Consider the following 17,778-nt stretch of genomic DNA (forward strand, 5'->3'; position numbering starts at 1 on the left):
CGCCTCAAAATTTGAGACGGCCTTAACCTATTGAATATACTTTATTAGTTAGTAACCATTGTTACCGAATTCGGCAGCATTGGTAATGGCATCTAAAAAGTATTGTGGAATCGGCCTAACCGTATGTTTCTTCGGATCGAAGTTAGGGGCAATAATAGGGTTGGTTTGCTGAAAGTAAGCAGTTGATAAGTTTCCGGTTCTTTTCAAATCAATCCAACGGGTATGCTCACCTGCCAACTCTCTGCCGCGTTCTTTTAAAATGTAAGCCACATTCATTTCTGCCGGTGTAGCCAGCATTTCGCTTTCACGCCCAGTAACCGCAGCACGTTTACGAATTACATTTACATAGTTAGACGCTTTCAAAACATCGTTATTAGCTAATATAGCCGCTTCTGCAGCAATTAGATAAACCTCACCTAAACGTAAAATCGGAATATCTCCCAACCAGTTTTGGTTTGATTGTGCGTACATCTTACCAGAGAATTTTTTGAACGCTGGAAAAATATTAATCAAACTTGGCTCATTCGGGAAGGACGCTGGTAATTTATAGTTATTCGTAGCAGGGTCAAAAAGATCATTAGGATCTGCAACTAACGCAGGGATTTTCTTTTTGTCTGCCGCAGGAATTGTCCAGTTTGGTGTAAAGACAGAAAGCCCTACATCATTAGTCATGTTTTTTTCCTCTTCGAAAGTACCACCTGAAGCAAGAAAATAATCCGGACCAGTGTAAGCTTGTCTGGTACTTAAAATAGTTTTACCCACAATTGAAGGATCTTTTTGATAAGCAGTTGCCAAAGCAGCAGTAATTACTTTGTCAGCACTTGCATAAAACTTATAAGTAAAGGTGTTCGCAAATCTGGTATCTGGTGTATTTTCCCTCGGATCGAAAATATTCGTTAGTAGATATTTGGTTGGTTTATACTGTTTAGAATTTGATCTTCCATAAAGTACAGTTGTTTCAGTTGTACCCCATTCCGCACCTCTACCACCTAAATCAGGCAAGTAATACTGACGGGTACGCCCTCTGTTAAAACCTTCAGGATTTAAACCAGAAACATCAACGGCCTGAAGAAAAAGAAACTCTGTATTACTCTTATTATTTTTCAAATCAAAAGCTTTTGCAAAGCCCGAACGTGTAGCATCACTTAAGTACAATGCAGCATTGTATTTTGCCGGATTATTAATTAATTCTTCGGCAGTTGTTAATGCAAGTTGTGCATATTGTTCTTTTTCGCCTAAACGAGTGCGTTGTAGGTACACTTTTGCCAGCATTCCATAAGCCGCTTTTCTTGCTATCCGTCCTCTTAAAGCACCTTGAGTAATAGGCAATTTTTCACAGGCAAACTTCAGGTCGGAAATAATTAAATCATAAATTTCCTTCTCCGTACTTCGCGTTGGCTGAATATTATTTCCTTCTGTTGCTGCAGATTTTGTAGTCAGGTAAACTGCTCCAAACTGCTCCACCAAATTAAAATAAGCCCAGGCTCTCCAAAAATAAGCTTCAGCAACTTTTGCATCGATATCCGCCTGTGAGGCAAAACCTTTAACTTTCGAGCTGTATTCGATGGCCGTATTTGCTAGTCCAATTGCAGAATAACAACCTCCCCAAATGGTTTTGAGTGTAGACAAGTTCGTGTTTAAAGTGTTATCGTAGGTGGTAATGCCGATATCCGAACCCGCATAATTGATCCATAAATCGGTCCCCATTTCTGATGGACCGATGAAATCTACTTTACCATAAAAGAAGTAATTGTCTACATAAATGGTATTTATCAATCCTTCAAAACCCGATTTATTGGTATAAGCCGTTTCTAAAGTAGTGGCACCAGGATTTACTTCATCAAGATATTTTTTACATGAAGTTGTGCTAAGCGAAAAGACTACAATTAAGCCTAGCGAATATTTATATAATGTTTTCATTCCCTATTTCTTTAAAATTAAAATGATGCATTTAAACCAAAAACCATTTGCCTGTATAACGGAAAGCTATCGTTTCCGGCAGTTTCAGGATCGATATTTTTCAGCAAATCACTCTTTGCAAATACAAAACTGTTATAGGCTGTGCCATAAAATCTAATGCGGCTAAATCCAGCTTTGGTACTTACTTTGGTTGGCAGGGTATAACCTAGCGTAATGTTTTTTATTTTAAAATATGATCCATCAACAATTGATAGTGCACTGATTAGATTGTTATTTACTGCCCCAAGCGTTGGTCTTGGAAAATCATTAGTTGGATTGGTTGGTGTCCAATAATTATACGTATCGGGCTGTGCAACAGAATTCCAATACCCCAAAAGTTGAGCATTAATGGTTTGTCCGTACCGCATGGTCATAAATACCGTTAAATCAAATCCTTTGTAGGCGAAGGTGTTTTGTAAACCTAAGCTAAAATCTGGTGTATTGTGCCCAAGAATCATTCTATCTGCGGCAGTGTACGGGTGAACGCCATTATCACTCACACCCGATGCATCGATTCTAGGTACAGTCGCCAATTTCATATCGCCAGGTTTGGCGCCATATTTTGCAGCCTCCGTTTCTTCACCTAATTGCCAAATACCCAATTTTTTATAACCATAAATTACCGTTTGTGGCAATTGGCTGCCCACAAAAAGGTTATTGGTAATTAACGAGGTTGCTGCTACAGAGTTTCCTAAGTCAATCTTCGTTAGCTCTTCTGTAGCTCTGGTAAAAGTAAATGCAGAATTCCATCTGAAATTTTTCGTATCGATATTTCTACTGTTAATAGTGATCTCAACACCTTGATTTTTAGTTTCACCAATATTAGCGTAAATGAAATACTGGTTTTTAGCATCGTAGCCACCATCCGTTGGCGGCAAATTCCTCGGGTATAGTACGCCCTTAGATTTTGTGTGGAAGTATTCGCCGGCAAAATCTACTCTTCCGTTAAATAACGTAAAATCCAAACCTAAGTTGAAATTGTATGAGCGCTCCCAGGTTAAGGCTTCGTTACCTAAAGCACGATTGGTAGAATACAATGGTAATGCAGTAGAACCTCCTAATGTAAGTGGAAAATCGCCAGATCTTGAAGCCACCAAAGTGCTGTTATTGTAAGCAGGGATATTTGGATTTCCGGCAACACCATAACCCGCTCTTAATTTCAGGTTAGTTACATAAGCCTTACTAAATTCCATAAATTTCTCGTCACTAATACGCCACGCCGCAGAAACTGATGGAAAAGTAGACCATTTATCAATTAATTGCGATACACCATCCCAACGATTGGATGCCTGAAAAAGGTATTTTCCTTTGTAACTATAGTTTATTCTTCCGGCGAACGACATTCTGTTTTGTTGCGTATAACCGGTTGCTTTAGTGGTAGACAACGTTGCAGCTGCCAGATTATAGAACTTGTAATCATCAAACTCAAGCCCAGTACCATAAATAAATGAGCGTTCTCCTCTTCTATCTTCGAATGATGTAATCCCTGTTACAGTAAACTGATGGTCCTTTGCAATCGTAAGATTATAGTTGACAATGTTCTCCCATAAATAATTGTAAGCAATATTATTTTCATAGCTGGCTTCTTTTGCGGTTCTACCTTCCGAAAGGATATTATAAGAACGTTCGTTTGCAAAAGTGCCTTGTCGGTTAGCCGAAAGGGTTAAACCTAAATTTGAACGGATAGAAAGATTTTTAATTGGCGTAATTTCCACATAAGGATTTACAGCCAGGAAAAGACTTTTTGTATTGTTGATAAATACACCATCGGCGTAATTAGCAATCGGGCTTACCGCAGAAACACCAGCAAGTGGAAGTGCATTTACCGAACCATCTTCATTATATGCCGACCCTAGCGGATAAACACCAAATGCTTTATTAATCCGGCTATTCGTTTGGTCGCCATCCCTTAAGTTAACGGTAGTTTGTAGCCCGGCTTTGAAATATTTATTGAAGTTTACATCTACCCCACCGCGAACATTATAGAATTTGGATTGATCGCCTTGGTAAATACCCTTTTCTTGAATGTAACCCAATGACATGTATCCTTGTACCTTTTCAGAACCTCCACGAATGGAAATATGGTGATTTTGTTGTGATCCGTTACGTAATGTTTCGTCTACCCAATCAACCCATTGGCCATTGTTAATTGCGGTGATTCCCGATGCCGGAACACCTGCATCTGTTAAGTTTGCCGGATATCTCCCATTTGCAGCAAAGTAACGTTCGTTAATATAATTTAACCAGGCATCGCCAGTTAAAGCTTTTGGAAATTCTGCTTTGCCATTAGTACCGTAATAAGAATCAACATCAATTTGTACTTTACCCGCTTTAGCTTTCTTAGTGGTGATCATGATTACACCATTCGCACCAGCCACACCATAAATTGCAGTTGATGATGCATCTTTCAGTACATCAATGGTTTCAATATCGTTTGGATTTAAGCTGTTGATGTTTCCAATAATTCCATCAATAACATACAAAGGATTTTGAGAAGCACCAGGAATTGAACCGACGGTAATGGATCTATTTCCCCTAAGTAATACATTTGGTGATTGACCCGATTGCCCACTGGTACGCTGAATATCCAAACCGGCAACCCTGCCCTGTAAAGCTTCCATTGGGCTACTTACCGGACTAATGGTAATGTCTTCGCTTTTTACACTAGATACTGCACCTGTTAAATCTTTCTTCTTAACCGTGCCGTAGCCCACTACTACAACATCCTCGAGATTAGCGATATCCTCGCTCATCACGATTTTAACCTCTGTCTTTCCATTTACCGGAAATTCAGTCGACTTAAAGCCTACCAAACTTAAAACTAAGGTTTCATTTCCGGTCTCGAGGTTTAGCGTAAACCTTCCGTCTGCATCTGTAGCCACCGCGGCACCGCCACCCTTAACTTTTACCACTACGCCAGGTAGTGGTCCGCCTTTAGCATCCACAACGGTTCCTCTTACTGGAACCACTTTCGTTAGCTTACTTTTTGAGATGGATACCAATGGTTTTGGCGATGCTACCGCAAAAGATAGAATAGGTAGCGTAACCATTCCTCCTATTACACCGAGAATACCGAGTGTCTTAAACAAAGGATTGTTATGTAAATTTTTGCTCATGGATTTATATTGGTTAGTTGTAAAAAGTTCAATAAAATGTCATAAACGTCAAAAATACGGTTATGAATTTGATCTGGAATATTCGCATCACTTTTTTTACAAATGAGATTAATATTCTCTAATAAATTTTATCTAACCACAAATTTAGAGAGGACTCCTAAATTTTAACTGTACGATACTATCGATGAATTATAAAATATTATCTAATTTCTATCAATACTTCAGCAATAGATTTTTGCAAAATTTCCACAGCATTTTCCATCTCTTGTTCATTCAAACTGCCAAAGCCCAGGCGGGTAGCAGTTAAATTTTTATTTTGATACAACATTGTTTTAGGCAGAAACAGTCCATTATCCAGGCATTTTTTTTGGAACTTTATTAAACTAAAACTGGGCAGCCATTCTATCCAAACCGCCAAGCCTTGGTTAGGAACCTGAAATTTAATCAATCCTTCCAGTTTAAGATGAAGCAGCTCAATAAAATAATCCCTCCGCCCCTTGTATATTTTTTTATTTTTCTTCGCCAGGCGATGAACTTCCCCTTCTTCAATCCATTCGGTAAGTACCTGTTCTTTAATTACGTCAACACCGGATGCTAATATGCGTTGATGTTTTTCCAATTCGTTGATGAAATCTGGCGGTGCGGACACAAATCCATAACCAAAACCTGCCGGAAGAGACTTTGCAAACGAGCCAATATAAACCACACTCTTATAAGTATCAATAGCGGCTAATGGAAGCACAGTATTGTTATCAAAATGAAATTCGAAATCGTAATCATCTTCAATGATGATAAATCCGTATTCTTTAGCCAGCTCCAGTATTTCTATCCTTCGCTTTGCGCTTAAAGAAATTGTTGTAGGATATAGATTTACGGAGGTGAGGTAAAGTACCCTAATTTGATGTGCTTTGCATATTTCACGAAGATTGATCACATTAATCCCCTCCTCATCTATTGAAACGGAAATAATTTGAGCTCCGCTATCAAGTATACTCATGTTGGAAAAGTAATAGCCTGGTGAAGCAACAACAACTTTATCGCCAGTATTTATCAATAATTTTAGCACGAGAAATAAGCTAATTTCATGATTTGTGGTGGTGAGCAGATTCAATGGTGCTATTTTTAACCCGCGGGTTAGGTTTAGGTAATTACAAAACTGCGCTTTAAAATTTAGGTGCGCTTGTGTTTGCAGTTGTTCCCAAACCCCTTTATTTCTGTTTCTCTTTAATTTTGAAACATACAATCGGGCCAGTACATCCGTATGCACAAGCCTGGCGTCGGGCAAACCATCATTAAATTGAAGGGATAAATCACTCCCCTCAACTGGATTATCCAGAATGTTTGATTTCTTAAAATCAAAATGGACAGGAACCGGGAGCTCATTTTGCAAAGGACCAATCCCATCTTTCTTAACAACCTGCTTCTGACTCGATAGTATAAAGGTGCCCTTACTCGCCGAAATTTTTATAAACCCTTGCGATTCTAAATCATCAAATGCTTTAATGAGCGTATTTCTATTTACGCCCAATAGCTTGCATAAAATTCTACTGCCAGGCAATTTCGTTCCCTCCGGAAGAAATCCGAGTTGTATAGCTTTAATAAATTCAAAAACGATTTGTAAATAAATAGCGGTTGCGCTTTTCGAATCGAGCTGAATAAAACTTTTAAAAGGAATTTGAACCGGACTATCCATTTTCTTTAAACTGGTATACTTTAGTGGTACGGCAAGATACTACTTTTGAAAAAAATTAGCCAAGTGAAAAGACTTTATTTTGCGTTACTGCTACTCTTCAGTGCAGAGTTATATGCACAACAAAAACAAGATACTGTAATTAAAATTGATGATGTGGTCATTAATGAGAATGGTTTTAAAACCCCTATCTCAAAACAAAACAGAAATGTTTACGTAATCGATCAAACCATGATTGCTAAATTGCCCGGCCGCAGCATCCAGGAATTGCTACAATATGCTAATGGTGTAGATTTAAGGCAACGCGGACCTTTTGGCGGTCAGGCAGATATTAGTATTGATGGTGGGAGTTTTGAACAAACCGTTGTGTTATTAAACGGAACCAAAATTATTGATAGCCAAACGGCACATAACATGCTTAACCTTCCGATTCCGGTAGAGGCAATTGAAAGGATAGAGATTATAAGGGGCCCTGCTGCCAGAATCTACGGTATAAACAGCCTCACCGGAGCAATTAATATCATCACCAAGAAACCAACACATTCTGGTATGCTGGCAGATGTACATGCCGGATCGAACTTCGAAAAAAATACGGAAGGCACTGGAAAAACTTTTTATAACAACGGAGTTCAGTTGGGTGGCGTATTGAGCAAAGCGAAGCAACAGCATTCTCTATTCGGCGGTTACGATAAAAGCAATGGCTATCGTTTCAATACGCAATTCGAAAACACGAAATTGCTTTATCAGGGAAATTTCCAAATTGATGCTACTAATGAAATTATTGCCGCGGCAGGTTATACCGAAAATGAATTTGGCGCCAACGGTTTCTATGCTGCTCCGGGCGATAGAAACTCGACAGAAAAAGTTCAAACTACGTTAGCATCAATACAATCTAAACACATTTTATCTACCCGATGGACTTTGCTGCCACGTTTAAGCTACCGATATAATTTTGATGATTACCGTTATTTTGGCAATGTAAATCCGAATGCAGGAGTAAGTAAACATGCTACCAATTCATTCGCAGCAGAAGTAACCAGCACATACAAAACCAATACCGGCGAACTGGGTTTCGGTGCCGAAATGCGAAGCGAAAATATCAACTCGTCAAATATTGGCACTCACCGTCGAGAAAATGCAGGCTTTTATACACAATATCGCACCAGTTTCTTCGAAAAACTGGATGTAAATGCCGGTGCCTACGTTAACTACAATTCCTCTTATAAGTGGCAAATTTATCCAGGGATAGATGCGAGTTATGCCATTGGTAACGCACTCAAAATAATTGGTAGTCTCGGCACCAGTCAGCGGATTCCTTCTTTTACCGATTTATACCTTAACCAACGACCAGGAAACATTGGCAACCCCGATGTACAACCCGAAAATGCGTTTCAAAGCGAATTGGGATTCAAATTTCTGAAGCGCAATTTCACTTTCAACTCCAGCTTTTTTTATAGAAACATAGATCAATTTATCGATTGGACAAGACTCGTAGCTACCGAACCATTTCAGGCCAATAATGTGGGCACAATGGTTACTAAAGGGATTAACTTCCGCTCTAATTATCATTTAGCTTTACACGAACAGTCAAACTTCAATTTTAATTTGGCTTACTCTTATTTAGATTCGAAGTTCAAAAACATGGCGCAAGTGCTGGCTTCAAAATACCAATTGTCGGCGCTAAAGCATCAGGTTACCAATACTGTAGATTTTAAGTATCATAACTTTTCCGTGCTTTTGGCAACGCGATTTAATCAGCGGATAACCGGGCCATCTTATTGGATTAACGATTTCAGGCTGAGTCAATCTATTAATAAATTCACCATTTACATGGATGCACAAAATATTTTTGACACCCAATATTTCGAAATTGGAGCCATTCCCCTTCCATCCCGTTGGGTAAGTTTAGGGGTAAAATTTGTAACGCTGTAAATACGATAAGCATTTAAAAAACTTATTCGTAATTTTGCAGCAATGATTTTTTATAAAACTGATGAACAAGTGGAGCTGATGCAAATCAGTGCACTTTTAGTGAGCGAAACCCTTTCCGAAATCGCTAAAATATTACGTCCAGGATTGCAGACCATTGAAATTGATAAACTTGCCAATCAATTTATACTTGATCATGGCGCTGTACCTTCGTTTTACAACTATAGCGGTTTCCCACACCATATTATTACTTCAGTTAATGATGTAGTGGTGCATGGTTTCCCAGGTACAGAAACCCTAAAAGACGGTGATATTATTTCAGTTGACGTAGGTGTTATTAAGAACGAATACCATGGCGATCATGCTTACACTTTTGTAATTGGTGAAGCAAGTCAGGACATCCTGGATTTGGTAAGAACAACTAAGGAATCGCTCTTTATTGGTATTAACGAAGCCGTGGTAGGTAAACGTTTGGGTGATATTGGTTACGCTATTCAAAATCACAACGAAAAGCAAGGTTATGGTGTAGTGAGAGATTTCGTTGGCCACGGGTTGGGCAAAAGTATGCACGAAGATCCTCAAGTGCCAAATTATGGCAAACGTGGTTCGGGTTTAATGCTTAAAGAAAATTTGGTTATGGCCATTGAGCCGATGATTAATATGGGCAAAAAAGATGTTTACATCGAAAAAGATGGCTGGACAGTAAGAACTAAAGATGGTAAACCATCCGTTCACTTTGAGCATGATGTCTGCGTGAAGAAAGGCAAAGCTTTAATCCTTTCAGATTATGCGCCAATTGAGGCTGCCGAGAAAGCAAATATTAATTTGAATACAAGCTACCAGAGCATTTCAGCGGTTTAAAACGCAGTAAATATTTTAAGTTGTGGTGGTTACCAGCTGGGAACAACTACAACTTAAAATCAACTTCTTAATTTTCCCTACTTTCCAGGTTAAAGATCTGATTATCGGCACTCGCCCATTCATTATCTTGGTGCGTCACCATGATTACAGTGGTTTTTTGTGCCTCAAATATCAGTTTCAGCCTTTCCATCATCCGGTTTTTGAGCGCAGTATCAAGTGCAGAAAAAGGTTCATCCATCAATAATAATTTAGGCTTGGTAGATAGCGCTCGCAAAATAGCAAGGCGCTGTTGTTGGCCACCTGAAAGTTGTTTTGGATACCGATGTTTAAGTTGATCTAATTCACCTATTTTCAGCAATTCGCGGATATAATTTAAATCCGTTGTGCCATAGCTCAGGTGCTGTTCAACCGTCATGTTCGGGAAAAGTGCATCATCTTGAAAAACGAAGCCAACCTGGCGCTCCTGCACTTTTTTATTGTATTTCGTTTCACTATCGAACCAAATGGAATTGTCGAACTTAATTGTCCCCTTATCTGGCAAGACAAGCCCGGCAATAATTTTTAACAGGGTTGATTTTCCAGCTCCCGAAGGCCCTAAAATTCTGGTTACTGAATTTGATTGGAAAGCGGTTTTCACCTGAAGTGCCAAACTGCCCGAACCATTACCCATTTTTTTTTCAATATCTAGTTCTATCATTCAAATGGGCTTTTAATTGCATTTCTATTGATGATAAAAACGCCTACAACGATGATGAAAGTGATGGCAAATAAAATAAGTGCGTAAGCGTTGGCAGAAGCATAATCCATGGTTTCCACTGCATCGTAAATCGCTATCGATGCTACTTTTGTTTCTCCTGGAATATTCCCACCAATCATTAAAACTACTCCAAATTCGCCCAATGTGTGTGCAAATGCTAACACCATAGCCGTAAAAATAGAAGCTTTAATGTTAGGCAGAAGCACCTTAAAAAAGGTTTGCGTTTTAGATTTACCCATGATGTAAGAAGCCTCTGCCATAGATTTAGGCAGGTGAGCGAAAGCAGCTTTTATCGGACTGACCATAAAAGGAAGACTATAAATAATGGAAGCAATAATCAAACCGTGAAAGGAAAAGACCAGTTGTAAATCGAAATGCGCTTGCAGCCATTCGCCAAAAGCATTACTGGGACTAAAAGCCAAAAGCAAATAGAAACCAAGCACCGATGGTGGCAACACTAAAGGCATGGTAATCAGCGCTTCGGCAATAAGTTTTAGAACAGTTTGCTTCCGCGATAGCCAATACGCAATAGGAACCCCAATAAAAAGCAGCAAAATGGTAGTAATGGTAGCCAACTTCAAACTTAGCCAAATCGGTTCCAGATCCATTATTTTTTACTGTTAATTTGGGAGATGATAACCATTGTTTTTAATAATTTTTCTGGCCGATGCCGACGAAAGATATTCATAAAATTTTGAAGCGTTATTTATTCCTGATTTTTTTGCATGCGACAGCAAAATAACCGCTTGTTCAATATTTTTATAACTTTTTTGATCTACCCTCGCCCATTTTAGCTTAGCACTAAACCCTTTTTCATACAGAAAGGATTCAGTTGTAAAACCTAAGCTCACAATGCCATTTTGAAGGTAGGTGTTCACTTGCGAGATACTTTCTCCAAATACCAGTTTATGTTTTATTTTGTTCTCTAAATTATAAAATTTTAACGATTGCCGGGCAGCATAACCATATGGTGCAGTTTTTGGGTTGGCAATAGCAATTTTTTTTACCGCATCCGTCGATACCAGATTTTGCCAGTCTTTTATATCACCTTGCACATTTCCACATATAATGAGACTGCCTAATGCATAAAGTTTTGGTTTTTGAATTCCATAACCTGCTGCAAAAAGTTTAGCGGGGAATTCTGTATCTGCAGAAAGAAAAATATCGTAAGGTGCCCCATTCATAATTTGAGTAGTTAGCTTGCCAGATGCCCCAGAAACCACTTCTGTGTTGATGCGTGTTTGTTTTTTAAAATCTGCCTGTAACTTTTTAATCACCGCTTGGGCATTTGCAGCTACTGCAATGCGAAGGGTTTGAGCATAGATTTGTGCATTAAACAGCAATAATATCCCAATGCAGGCCATCATTTTATTGGCAACTGACTTAATTTTTATCATTTCGCAAACTCAATTTTTATACTCATAACTTGTTTTATACATCTCGCCGCCCGCTTATCGTGTTCTACAATAATTCGAAACGGACCTTCAGTAGAAAGAAGCGGCTCATTGTCTACAGTATCTGCCAAAATAATCTTTTCATCTGTAAAATCTGCATCCAATTCGGCCAAAGAAAATACGACCTGATAACCGTCAATCCCTTCAATAATCACATATTTTGTTAAGTTTTGCCCTCGTAAATCTTTACCGAGTGTGGCCCCACCTTTAGCCAAAACCGTAGAAAGTAGCACGCCAGAATATTCATAATTTGTGCTATCACTATCTTTCCGTGAAACTTTAACCCTGGGCATTTTCGCCAAATCGGCTAAGGTTAGCGTGTAAGGTTTAGTAAGCACGCCACTTATCTTTACCACATCGGTAGTTTGGGCGAAGGTTTGTCCAAAAGAGCAGATCAGCAAAAAGGAAAGAATTAATTGGGGGATGATATTGGGTTTCATAAATTCAATAGGTATGCTGATAATCTAAGTGGCAAATATAATTTATAACAATTGGTTTTGGATTTGTTTAATTCAACTTTCGATATTCGTTGGGCGAATGGGCCCACACGCTATTGAAGATTGCGGTAGCTAGAACAACATCATTTTTACGATTATCAAATGCCAAGGATTACTGATATTCCGCCGATTGAAGTTCACATTATGGAAAATGATGAAGATGCTGGTGGTATTGGCGAGCCAGGTTTACCCCCATTTGCACCGGCACTAACCGAGGCTATTTTCGATTTAACAGGAAAAAGGATAAGAAAATTACCATTCGATATGGCAAGTATTTAATTTTTATGCCAATCTTGCGGTTTGGTTCGAATAAAATCCCTGTATGAAAGAAATTGTTGATATTCTGGCTGCTTACCAAAAATCCATCGCCGAAAATAAAAAGTCGGCATTGGCAACGGTTGTAAAAGTAGAAGGTTCATCGTATAGGCGCCCCGGCGCCCGAATGTTGGTAACCGATGATGGATTTTTAACTGGTGCCATTAGTGGTGGTTGTTTAGAAGGCGATGCGCTCAGAAAAGCACTTTCGGCCATTCATCAGCAGGAAAATAAATTGGTCACCTACGATACCACCGACGAAGATGATGCAAAATTCGGTGTTCAACTGGGCTGCAATGGCATTGTTCATATTCTTTTCGAGCCCATTTTGCCTGAAGACAAAGCAAACCCGATTGAGATTTTAAAAGCAGCAAATAGCCGACGGGAAAACTGCGTTATTGCCACTTTGTTTTCATTAGAGAGCAAAAATCAGCCCGGCTCAATCATGTTATTCAGGGAGAAAGATAGCCTGGAAAAAATAACTGATGCCATTATAGGTTCCATTAAAAATGATGCCTTTGATGTATTAAAGCTGGGGCTATCAAGGTTTGAAAGTTACGCCATTGATGGGCAGGATTTTGATGCTTTTCTGGAATTTATCCCTCCTCCTATTCAGTTAATTATTGCCGGCGCAGGAAACGATGCACAACCGCTTGCTGAGATGGCAAACATTTTGGGTTGGGAAATTACCGTTGTTGATGGCAGGCAAACACACGCTTCGCAACAAAGGTTTCTGAATGTGAAACAGGTTTTAGTAGCCAAGCCAGAAGCCCTTTTACCACAAGTAGAAATAGACGGGCAAACCGCTTTTGTGTTGATGACCCATAATTACAATTACGATACGGCACTTTTAAACTTGCTCTTACAAACGAATGTGCCTTACATTGGCACCCTAGGGCCAAAGAAAAAGTTGATCAGAATGTTGGAAGAGCTGAATCAACCGGAAAAGGAAGCGAGGATAAATGGCCCGATTGGTCTGGATATTGGAGCGGAAACTGCCGAAGAAATTGCGATTTCTATTATTGCAGAAATTAAAGCCACGTTTTCTGGCGCATCTGCAGGGATGCTGAAAGACAAGAAAAATCCAATTCACGTTTACGATAACAAAAGCAGTTAATGAGCACCGCAATGATCATTTTGGCCGCAGGAAACTCCAGCAGATTGGGAAAGCCGAAACAGCTGTTAACCTACCAAGGCCAAACTTTAATTGATATTACAATTGCAGCATCGGTAAAAACGAAGTTTCATCCGATTGTGGTCGTATTGGGTGCTTATGCCGAAGAAATAAAGCAACGCTCTGCAGTAGCTGGTGTTTATTATGCTGTAAATGAGCGCTGGGAAAATGGCATGTCATCGAGCATTTCTTTCGGCTTAAGAACCGCGTTAACTATCGAACCTAAAATTGAAAATGCTATCTTTACAGTAGCAGATCAGGCACATATTAAGGCGGAAATATTCAAACAGTTAAATTCTGTTCATCAATCGACACTAAAGAACATAGTTACCTGTGCATATGCTGAAACAACTGGCACGCCAACATTGTTCAACAAGAAATACTTCGAGGAATTGCTAAATTTAACCGGTGAAACTGGCGCTAAGCAATTACTAAAAACGCATGGCGATGATACCGTTAACATTCCATTTGAGTTGGGAAAGATTGATATTGATACTGAAGCAGATTACAATAATTTAATTAACAATAAATGATAGCAGATTCGTTTGGAAGGGTGCATGATTATTTGCGAATATCGTTAACCGATAATTGCAATTTCCGCTGCTTTTATTGTATGCCAGAGGAGGATTATGATTTTACTCCAGCATCGCGTTTAATGAAACCTGCTGAGGTACTCGCTTTGGCAGAACTTTTCGTAGCGCAAGGGGTAAAAAAAATTCGTTTAACCGGTGGTGAACCACTCGTTCGTAAAGATGCTGCAGAAATTATAAAGGGCTTAGGCAAACTCCCGGTAGAATTGGTAATGACTACTAACGGAACCCGCATTGCGGAAATGTTGCCTGTTTTAATCGAAGCGGGGATTAAAACCATCAATATCAGTCTCGATACTTTACAGCCTGAAAAGTTTTTCATGATCACCAGGCGTGATGTTTTTCACCAGGTGAGAAGTAATATCGAACTATTATTACAGCATAAAATCGCCGTAAAAATAAATATGGTGGTAATGAAAGGCCTTAATGATGGTGAGATAAATGATTTTATCAAATGGACAAAACACAACCCTATTCAGATCAGATTTATAGAATTTATGCCTTTTTTAGGTAATAAATGGACAAGCAACAAAATGTTTTCGCTACAGGAAATATTGCATGTTGTAGAAGAAGATTTTACCGTGTTGCCTGTAGAATCTGCGCCTCATGATACGGCCAAACACTTTATGATTCCTGGTCATGAAGGGTCATTCGCCATTATTAGTACCATGACCGCTCCTTTTTGCAGCACCTGTAACCGCATGCGCTTAACCGCTGATGGCAAACTGAAAAATTGCTTATTCTCTGATGGGGAAACTGATTTGCTAACGCCATTAAGAAACAAGGAGGATGTACTTCCCTTAATATTTGCCTCCATTTGGAGCAAGAAAAAGGAATTGGGCGGACAACTAATTACACACTTTGAAAACCTGGATGCTGACGCGATAAAAAACCGAAGCATGATAACCATTGGGGGATAAATGATAAGTGTTGAAGAGGCTAGAAAGCTAATTGGAGACCATATTTCTCCACTTAAACCAGTTTTAAAACCACTGCAGGAAGCTGCTGACCATATCCTTTCGGAAGATATCACTGCCGCATTCGATATTCCTGCTTTTCGTCAATCTTCTATGGATGGTTACGCTATCATTTTCGACGATGTGCATGAAGAGTTGAATTTGATTGGCGAGATGGCTGCCGGAACTGCTCAAAAATTAACCATATCCAAAGGTCAAACCAGTAGAATATTTACAGGCGCACCATTGCCGGAAGGTGCAGATACGGTGGTAATGCAGGAAAAAACCAGTAAAAAAGATGACCGCATCACGTTTGATGATGAGAGGCTGGTAAGGGGTGCAAACGTGAGGCAAATTGGTTCAGAGATCCGTACTAGCGAGCTGGCTATGGCAAAAGGTGATTTACTTGGCCCGGCGGCATTGGCCTTTTTAGCTGGCATTGGAGTAAGCGAAGTAATGGTTTATCCCAAGCCAAGTGTGGCCATAATCCTTACAGGCAACGAATTGCAGCAGCCAGGCTTACCCTTACAATTCGGACAGGTATACGAATCAAATTCTTATTCGCTTGCCGCCGCTTTAAAGAACGAAGGCATTTTTAATGTCGAGATTTTAAAAGCTGAAGATTCTTTAGAAACATTGACGGCTGTTTTGAGAGAAGCTTTAGTCAGAAATGACGTGGTTTTGCTCACTGGTGGTGTAAGTGTTGGAGATTACGACTTTGTGCTTCAAGCTGCGGCGAATTGTGGCATAAATCAAATTTTCCATAAAATAAAACAGAAACCTGGAAAGCCACTATTCTTTGGAAAAAAGGAAGACAAAGTTATTTTTGGCCTTCCAGGAAATCCATCTTCCGTATTAAACTGTTATTATAATTATGTGGTTCCTGCGTTAAACCAGCTTTCAAATAAAGCAAACAGTATAAGCTCAATTCTGGCGGAATTAACACACCCCTATCAGAAACCACCGGGATTAACCCATTTTTTAAAGGGAAATTACAAAGATGGAAAAGCTACACCGCTTGGTGCTCAAGAATCTTACCGATTGAGTTCTTTTGCCCAGGCAAATTGCCTGATTCAATTGAATGAAGGGCAAGAAAATTTCGTTGCAGGAGAAACTATAAATGTGATTTTGATTTAGGATTTGATTTAAAATGGAGATAGAAATCATCAGCTTTGGAAAAATATCAGAATTCATCAGCAATCAAAAAATGACCATTGATTGTGGAACGACTGATGAGTTGAAGACACACCTTGAAAATATTTTTCCGCAGCTTGCGGGAATGAAATACAAATTAGCGCTGAATAAAAATCTTGTTCAGCAGAATAGTGAGATCAAAGATAGCGACAGCATTGCAATTATGCCACCATTTTCAGGAGGATAAAATGAATACGGAACGATACCAGAGGCAAATTATTCTAGGTGGATTCGGTATCGAATCTCAGCAGCGCTTAACCAAAGCGAAAGTTTTGGTTATCGGTGCCGGCGGTTTGGGTTGCCCTGCGCTACAGTATCTTGTAGCTGCGGGTGTTGGCTGTATTGGCATTGCCGATCATGATGTGGTGGAACTTTCCAATCTTCAAAGACAAGTCCTTTTCGGGATGGATGATATTGGATTACCGAAAGTGGAAGTTGCGGCGAAACGGCTTCAGCAAATGAATCCAGAAACTGAATTGATCCTCCATCCTATTTTGGTTAACAGAACAAACGTTATCGAAATCATTTCTGGCTATGATCTCATTTTTGACGGAACAGATAATTTTGAATCCAGATACTTGATTAACGATGCTTGTGCCTTGCTCAAAAAACCATTGGTTTTTGCTGCCGTTTCTGGCTTTGAAGGGCAAATTGCTATTTTCAATGTGGCCAACGAGTTTGGTATTAGCACTAATTATCGTGATTTATTTCCTGTTCAACCGGGCGCTAACGAAATCGCTAACTGTGCAGAGAATGGCGTTCTGGGTGTTCTGCCAGGAATTACCGGAACGATGGCGGCGGGAGAAATTATTAAATTACTTACGAAGATTGGCAAACCACTAATAAACAAATTACTTCATTACAACCTGCTCAGTCAGGAGCAATATGAGATCAATATCAGTCCTTCAGATGAATATCAAAAAGCAACAACAGAAGCCGAATTAATGAATCACAATATTGAGAATCCGATACAAAGTTACACCGAGATTGATGCTGAAAGGATGATGGAGCTGAGTAAAAAAGATTCTACCCTAATTATCGATGTTCGAGAGCGGCATGAATTTCCGAGACTAAATGCCAACACTTTCCAACAAGTTCCCATGTCGGAATTTGATAGATTTGCCTCCTCGAACATCAGGGCAGATCACATTGTTCTTCTTTGCCAACACGGCATCAGAAGTGTTGCAGCAGCAGAAAAACTGCATCAAAGATATGGAGATACAAAAAGAATATACAGTTTAAAAGGCGGTATCGCTAAGTGGAGAAACCATTTTTTAACCTTCTAG

At 39.4% G+C, this 17,778-nt stretch carries 16 protein-coding genes; 9 read left to right on the top strand and 7 right to left on the bottom strand.

Going from position 1 to position 17,778, the window contains the following annotated elements; genetic code table 11:
- Positions 1–48: 48 nt before the first annotated feature.
- The 3 genes from ACZZZK_RS05605 to ACZZZK_RS05615 all read right to left on the bottom strand — a co-directional run bounded on the left by ACZZZK_RS05605 (position 49) and on the right by ACZZZK_RS05615 (position 6,768).
- Positions 49–1,920, bottom strand: coding sequence for a RagB/SusD family nutrient uptake outer membrane protein (locus ACZZZK_RS05605; protein WP_463483276.1), 1,872 nt, complete (start codon positions 1,918–1,920; stop codon positions 49–51).
- A gap of 17 nt (positions 1,921–1,937) precedes the next feature.
- Positions 1,938–5,075, bottom strand: a complete 3,138-nt coding sequence (locus ACZZZK_RS05610) for a SusC/RagA family TonB-linked outer membrane protein (RefSeq protein WP_463483277.1) — start codon at positions 5,073–5,075, stop codon at positions 1,938–1,940.
- A gap of 199 nt (positions 5,076–5,274) precedes the next feature.
- Positions 5,275–6,768, bottom strand: a complete 1,494-nt coding sequence (locus tag ACZZZK_RS05615; RefSeq protein ID WP_463483278.1) for an aminotransferase-like domain-containing protein — start codon at positions 6,766–6,768, stop codon at positions 5,275–5,277.
- 63 nt (positions 6,769–6,831) lie between these two features.
- Between ACZZZK_RS05615 and ACZZZK_RS05620 the strand changes: the two genes are divergently transcribed.
- Complete coding sequence (locus ACZZZK_RS05620; RefSeq protein ID WP_463483279.1) at positions 6,832–8,697, top strand: TonB-dependent receptor plug domain-containing protein; 1,866 nt, start codon at positions 6,832–6,834, stop codon at positions 8,695–8,697.
- Between the two features lie 42 nt (positions 8,698–8,739).
- Positions 8,740–9,555: a type I methionyl aminopeptidase gene (gene map, locus ACZZZK_RS05625; protein WP_463483280.1), complete on the top strand. Its 816-nt coding sequence runs from the start codon at positions 8,740–8,742 to the stop codon at positions 9,553–9,555.
- Positions 9,556–9,622: 67 nt separating this feature from the next.
- Here map and ACZZZK_RS05630 read toward each other — a convergent pair whose 3' ends face one another.
- From ACZZZK_RS05630 to ACZZZK_RS05645, 4 genes are read right to left on the bottom strand one after another with little or no spacing between them, the layout of a single operon-like run.
- On the bottom strand, positions 9,623–10,252 hold the full coding sequence (locus ACZZZK_RS05630) for a sulfate/molybdate ABC transporter ATP-binding protein (protein ID WP_463483281.1): 630 nt from the start codon (positions 10,250–10,252) through the stop codon (positions 9,623–9,625).
- Positions 10,249–10,920 (bottom strand): molybdate ABC transporter permease subunit, encoded by a 672-nt coding sequence (gene modB, locus ACZZZK_RS05635; RefSeq protein WP_463483282.1) that lies wholly within the window; start codon positions 10,918–10,920, stop codon positions 10,249–10,251. The genes ACZZZK_RS05630 and modB overlap by 4 nt, the downstream gene beginning before the upstream one ends.
- Positions 10,921–10,932: 12 nt before the next feature.
- Entirely contained in the window at positions 10,933–11,709 is a 777-nt protein-coding gene (gene modA, locus ACZZZK_RS05640) for a molybdate ABC transporter substrate-binding protein (protein ID WP_463483283.1), read from the bottom strand.
- A complete protein-coding gene (locus tag ACZZZK_RS05645; protein ID WP_463483284.1) occupies positions 11,706–12,206 on the bottom strand; it encodes a molybdopterin-dependent oxidoreductase in 501 nt (166 codons plus the stop codon). The genes modA and ACZZZK_RS05645 overlap by 4 nt, the downstream gene beginning before the upstream one ends.
- Positions 12,207–12,365: 159 nt before the next feature.
- Between ACZZZK_RS05645 and ACZZZK_RS05650 the strand changes: the two genes are divergently transcribed.
- From ACZZZK_RS05650 to ACZZZK_RS05680, 7 genes are read left to right on the top strand one after another with little or no spacing between them, the layout of a single operon-like run.
- Positions 12,366–12,542, top strand: a complete 177-nt coding sequence (locus ACZZZK_RS05650) for a hypothetical protein (protein ID WP_463483285.1) — start codon at positions 12,366–12,368, stop codon at positions 12,540–12,542.
- 43 nt (positions 12,543–12,585) lie between these two features.
- On the top strand, positions 12,586–13,695 hold the full coding sequence (locus ACZZZK_RS05655; RefSeq protein WP_463483286.1) for an XdhC family protein: 1,110 nt from the start codon (positions 12,586–12,588) through the stop codon (positions 13,693–13,695).
- Positions 13,695–14,285, top strand: coding sequence for a nucleotidyltransferase family protein (locus ACZZZK_RS05660; RefSeq protein WP_463483287.1), 591 nt, complete (start codon positions 13,695–13,697; stop codon positions 14,283–14,285). The genes ACZZZK_RS05655 and ACZZZK_RS05660 overlap by 1 nt, the downstream gene beginning before the upstream one ends.
- Positions 14,282–15,262, top strand: coding sequence for a GTP 3',8-cyclase MoaA (gene moaA / locus ACZZZK_RS05665; protein WP_463483288.1), 981 nt, complete (start codon positions 14,282–14,284; stop codon positions 15,260–15,262). Before ACZZZK_RS05660 ends, moaA begins: the two co-directional genes overlap by 4 nt.
- The gene (locus ACZZZK_RS05670; RefSeq protein ID WP_463483289.1) at positions 15,263–16,435 is read left to right on the top strand and encodes a molybdopterin molybdotransferase MoeA; all 1,173 of its coding nucleotides are present in this window, start codon (positions 15,263–15,265) and stop codon (positions 16,433–16,435) included.
- A 13-nt stretch (positions 16,436–16,448) separates the two neighbouring features.
- Positions 16,449–16,679 (top strand): MoaD/ThiS family protein, encoded by a 231-nt coding sequence (locus tag ACZZZK_RS05675; RefSeq protein WP_463483290.1) that lies wholly within the window; start codon positions 16,449–16,451, stop codon positions 16,677–16,679.
- A 1-nt stretch (position 16,680) separates the two neighbouring features.
- Positions 16,681–17,778 (top strand): ThiF family adenylyltransferase, encoded by a 1,098-nt coding sequence (locus tag ACZZZK_RS05680; protein ID WP_463483291.1) that lies wholly within the window; start codon positions 16,681–16,683, stop codon positions 17,776–17,778.

The sequence above is a fragment of the Pedobacter sp. AC163 genome (assembly GCF_979258665.1).

Coding starts and splice junctions, on each gene's coding strand:
- ACZZZK_RS05605 (WP_463483276.1), bottom strand. CDS start 1,920: ATGAAAACATTATATAAATATTCGCTAGGCTTAATTGTAGTCTTTTCG.
- ACZZZK_RS05610 (WP_463483277.1), bottom strand. CDS start 5,075: ATGAGCAAAAATTTACATAACAATCCTTTGTTTAAGACACTCGGTATT.
- ACZZZK_RS05615 (WP_463483278.1), bottom strand. CDS start 6,768: ATGGATAGTCCGGTTCAAATTCCTTTTAAAAGTTTTATTCAGCTCGAT.
- map (WP_463483280.1), top strand. CDS start 8,740: ATGATTTTTTATAAAACTGATGAACAAGTGGAGCTGATGCAAATCAGT.
- ACZZZK_RS05630 (WP_463483281.1), bottom strand. CDS start 10,252: ATGATAGAACTAGATATTGAAAAAAAAATGGGTAATGGTTCGGGCAGT.
- modB (WP_463483282.1), bottom strand. CDS start 10,920: ATGGATCTGGAACCGATTTGGCTAAGTTTGAAGTTGGCTACCATTACT.
- modA (WP_463483283.1), bottom strand. CDS start 11,709: ATGATAAAAATTAAGTCAGTTGCCAATAAAATGATGGCCTGCATTGGG.
- ACZZZK_RS05645 (WP_463483284.1), bottom strand. CDS start 12,206: ATGAAACCCAATATCATCCCCCAATTAATTCTTTCCTTTTTGCTGATC.
- ACZZZK_RS05650 (WP_463483285.1), top strand. CDS start 12,366: ATGCCAAGGATTACTGATATTCCGCCGATTGAAGTTCACATTATGGAA.
- ACZZZK_RS05655 (WP_463483286.1), top strand. CDS start 12,586: ATGAAAGAAATTGTTGATATTCTGGCTGCTTACCAAAAATCCATCGCC.
- ACZZZK_RS05660 (WP_463483287.1), top strand. CDS start 13,695: ATGAGCACCGCAATGATCATTTTGGCCGCAGGAAACTCCAGCAGATTG.
- moaA (WP_463483288.1), top strand. CDS start 14,282: ATGATAGCAGATTCGTTTGGAAGGGTGCATGATTATTTGCGAATATCG.
- ACZZZK_RS05670 (WP_463483289.1), top strand. CDS start 15,263: ATGATAAGTGTTGAAGAGGCTAGAAAGCTAATTGGAGACCATATTTCT.
- ACZZZK_RS05675 (WP_463483290.1), top strand. CDS start 16,449: ATGGAGATAGAAATCATCAGCTTTGGAAAAATATCAGAATTCATCAGC.
- ACZZZK_RS05680 (WP_463483291.1), top strand. CDS start 16,681: ATGAATACGGAACGATACCAGAGGCAAATTATTCTAGGTGGATTCGGT.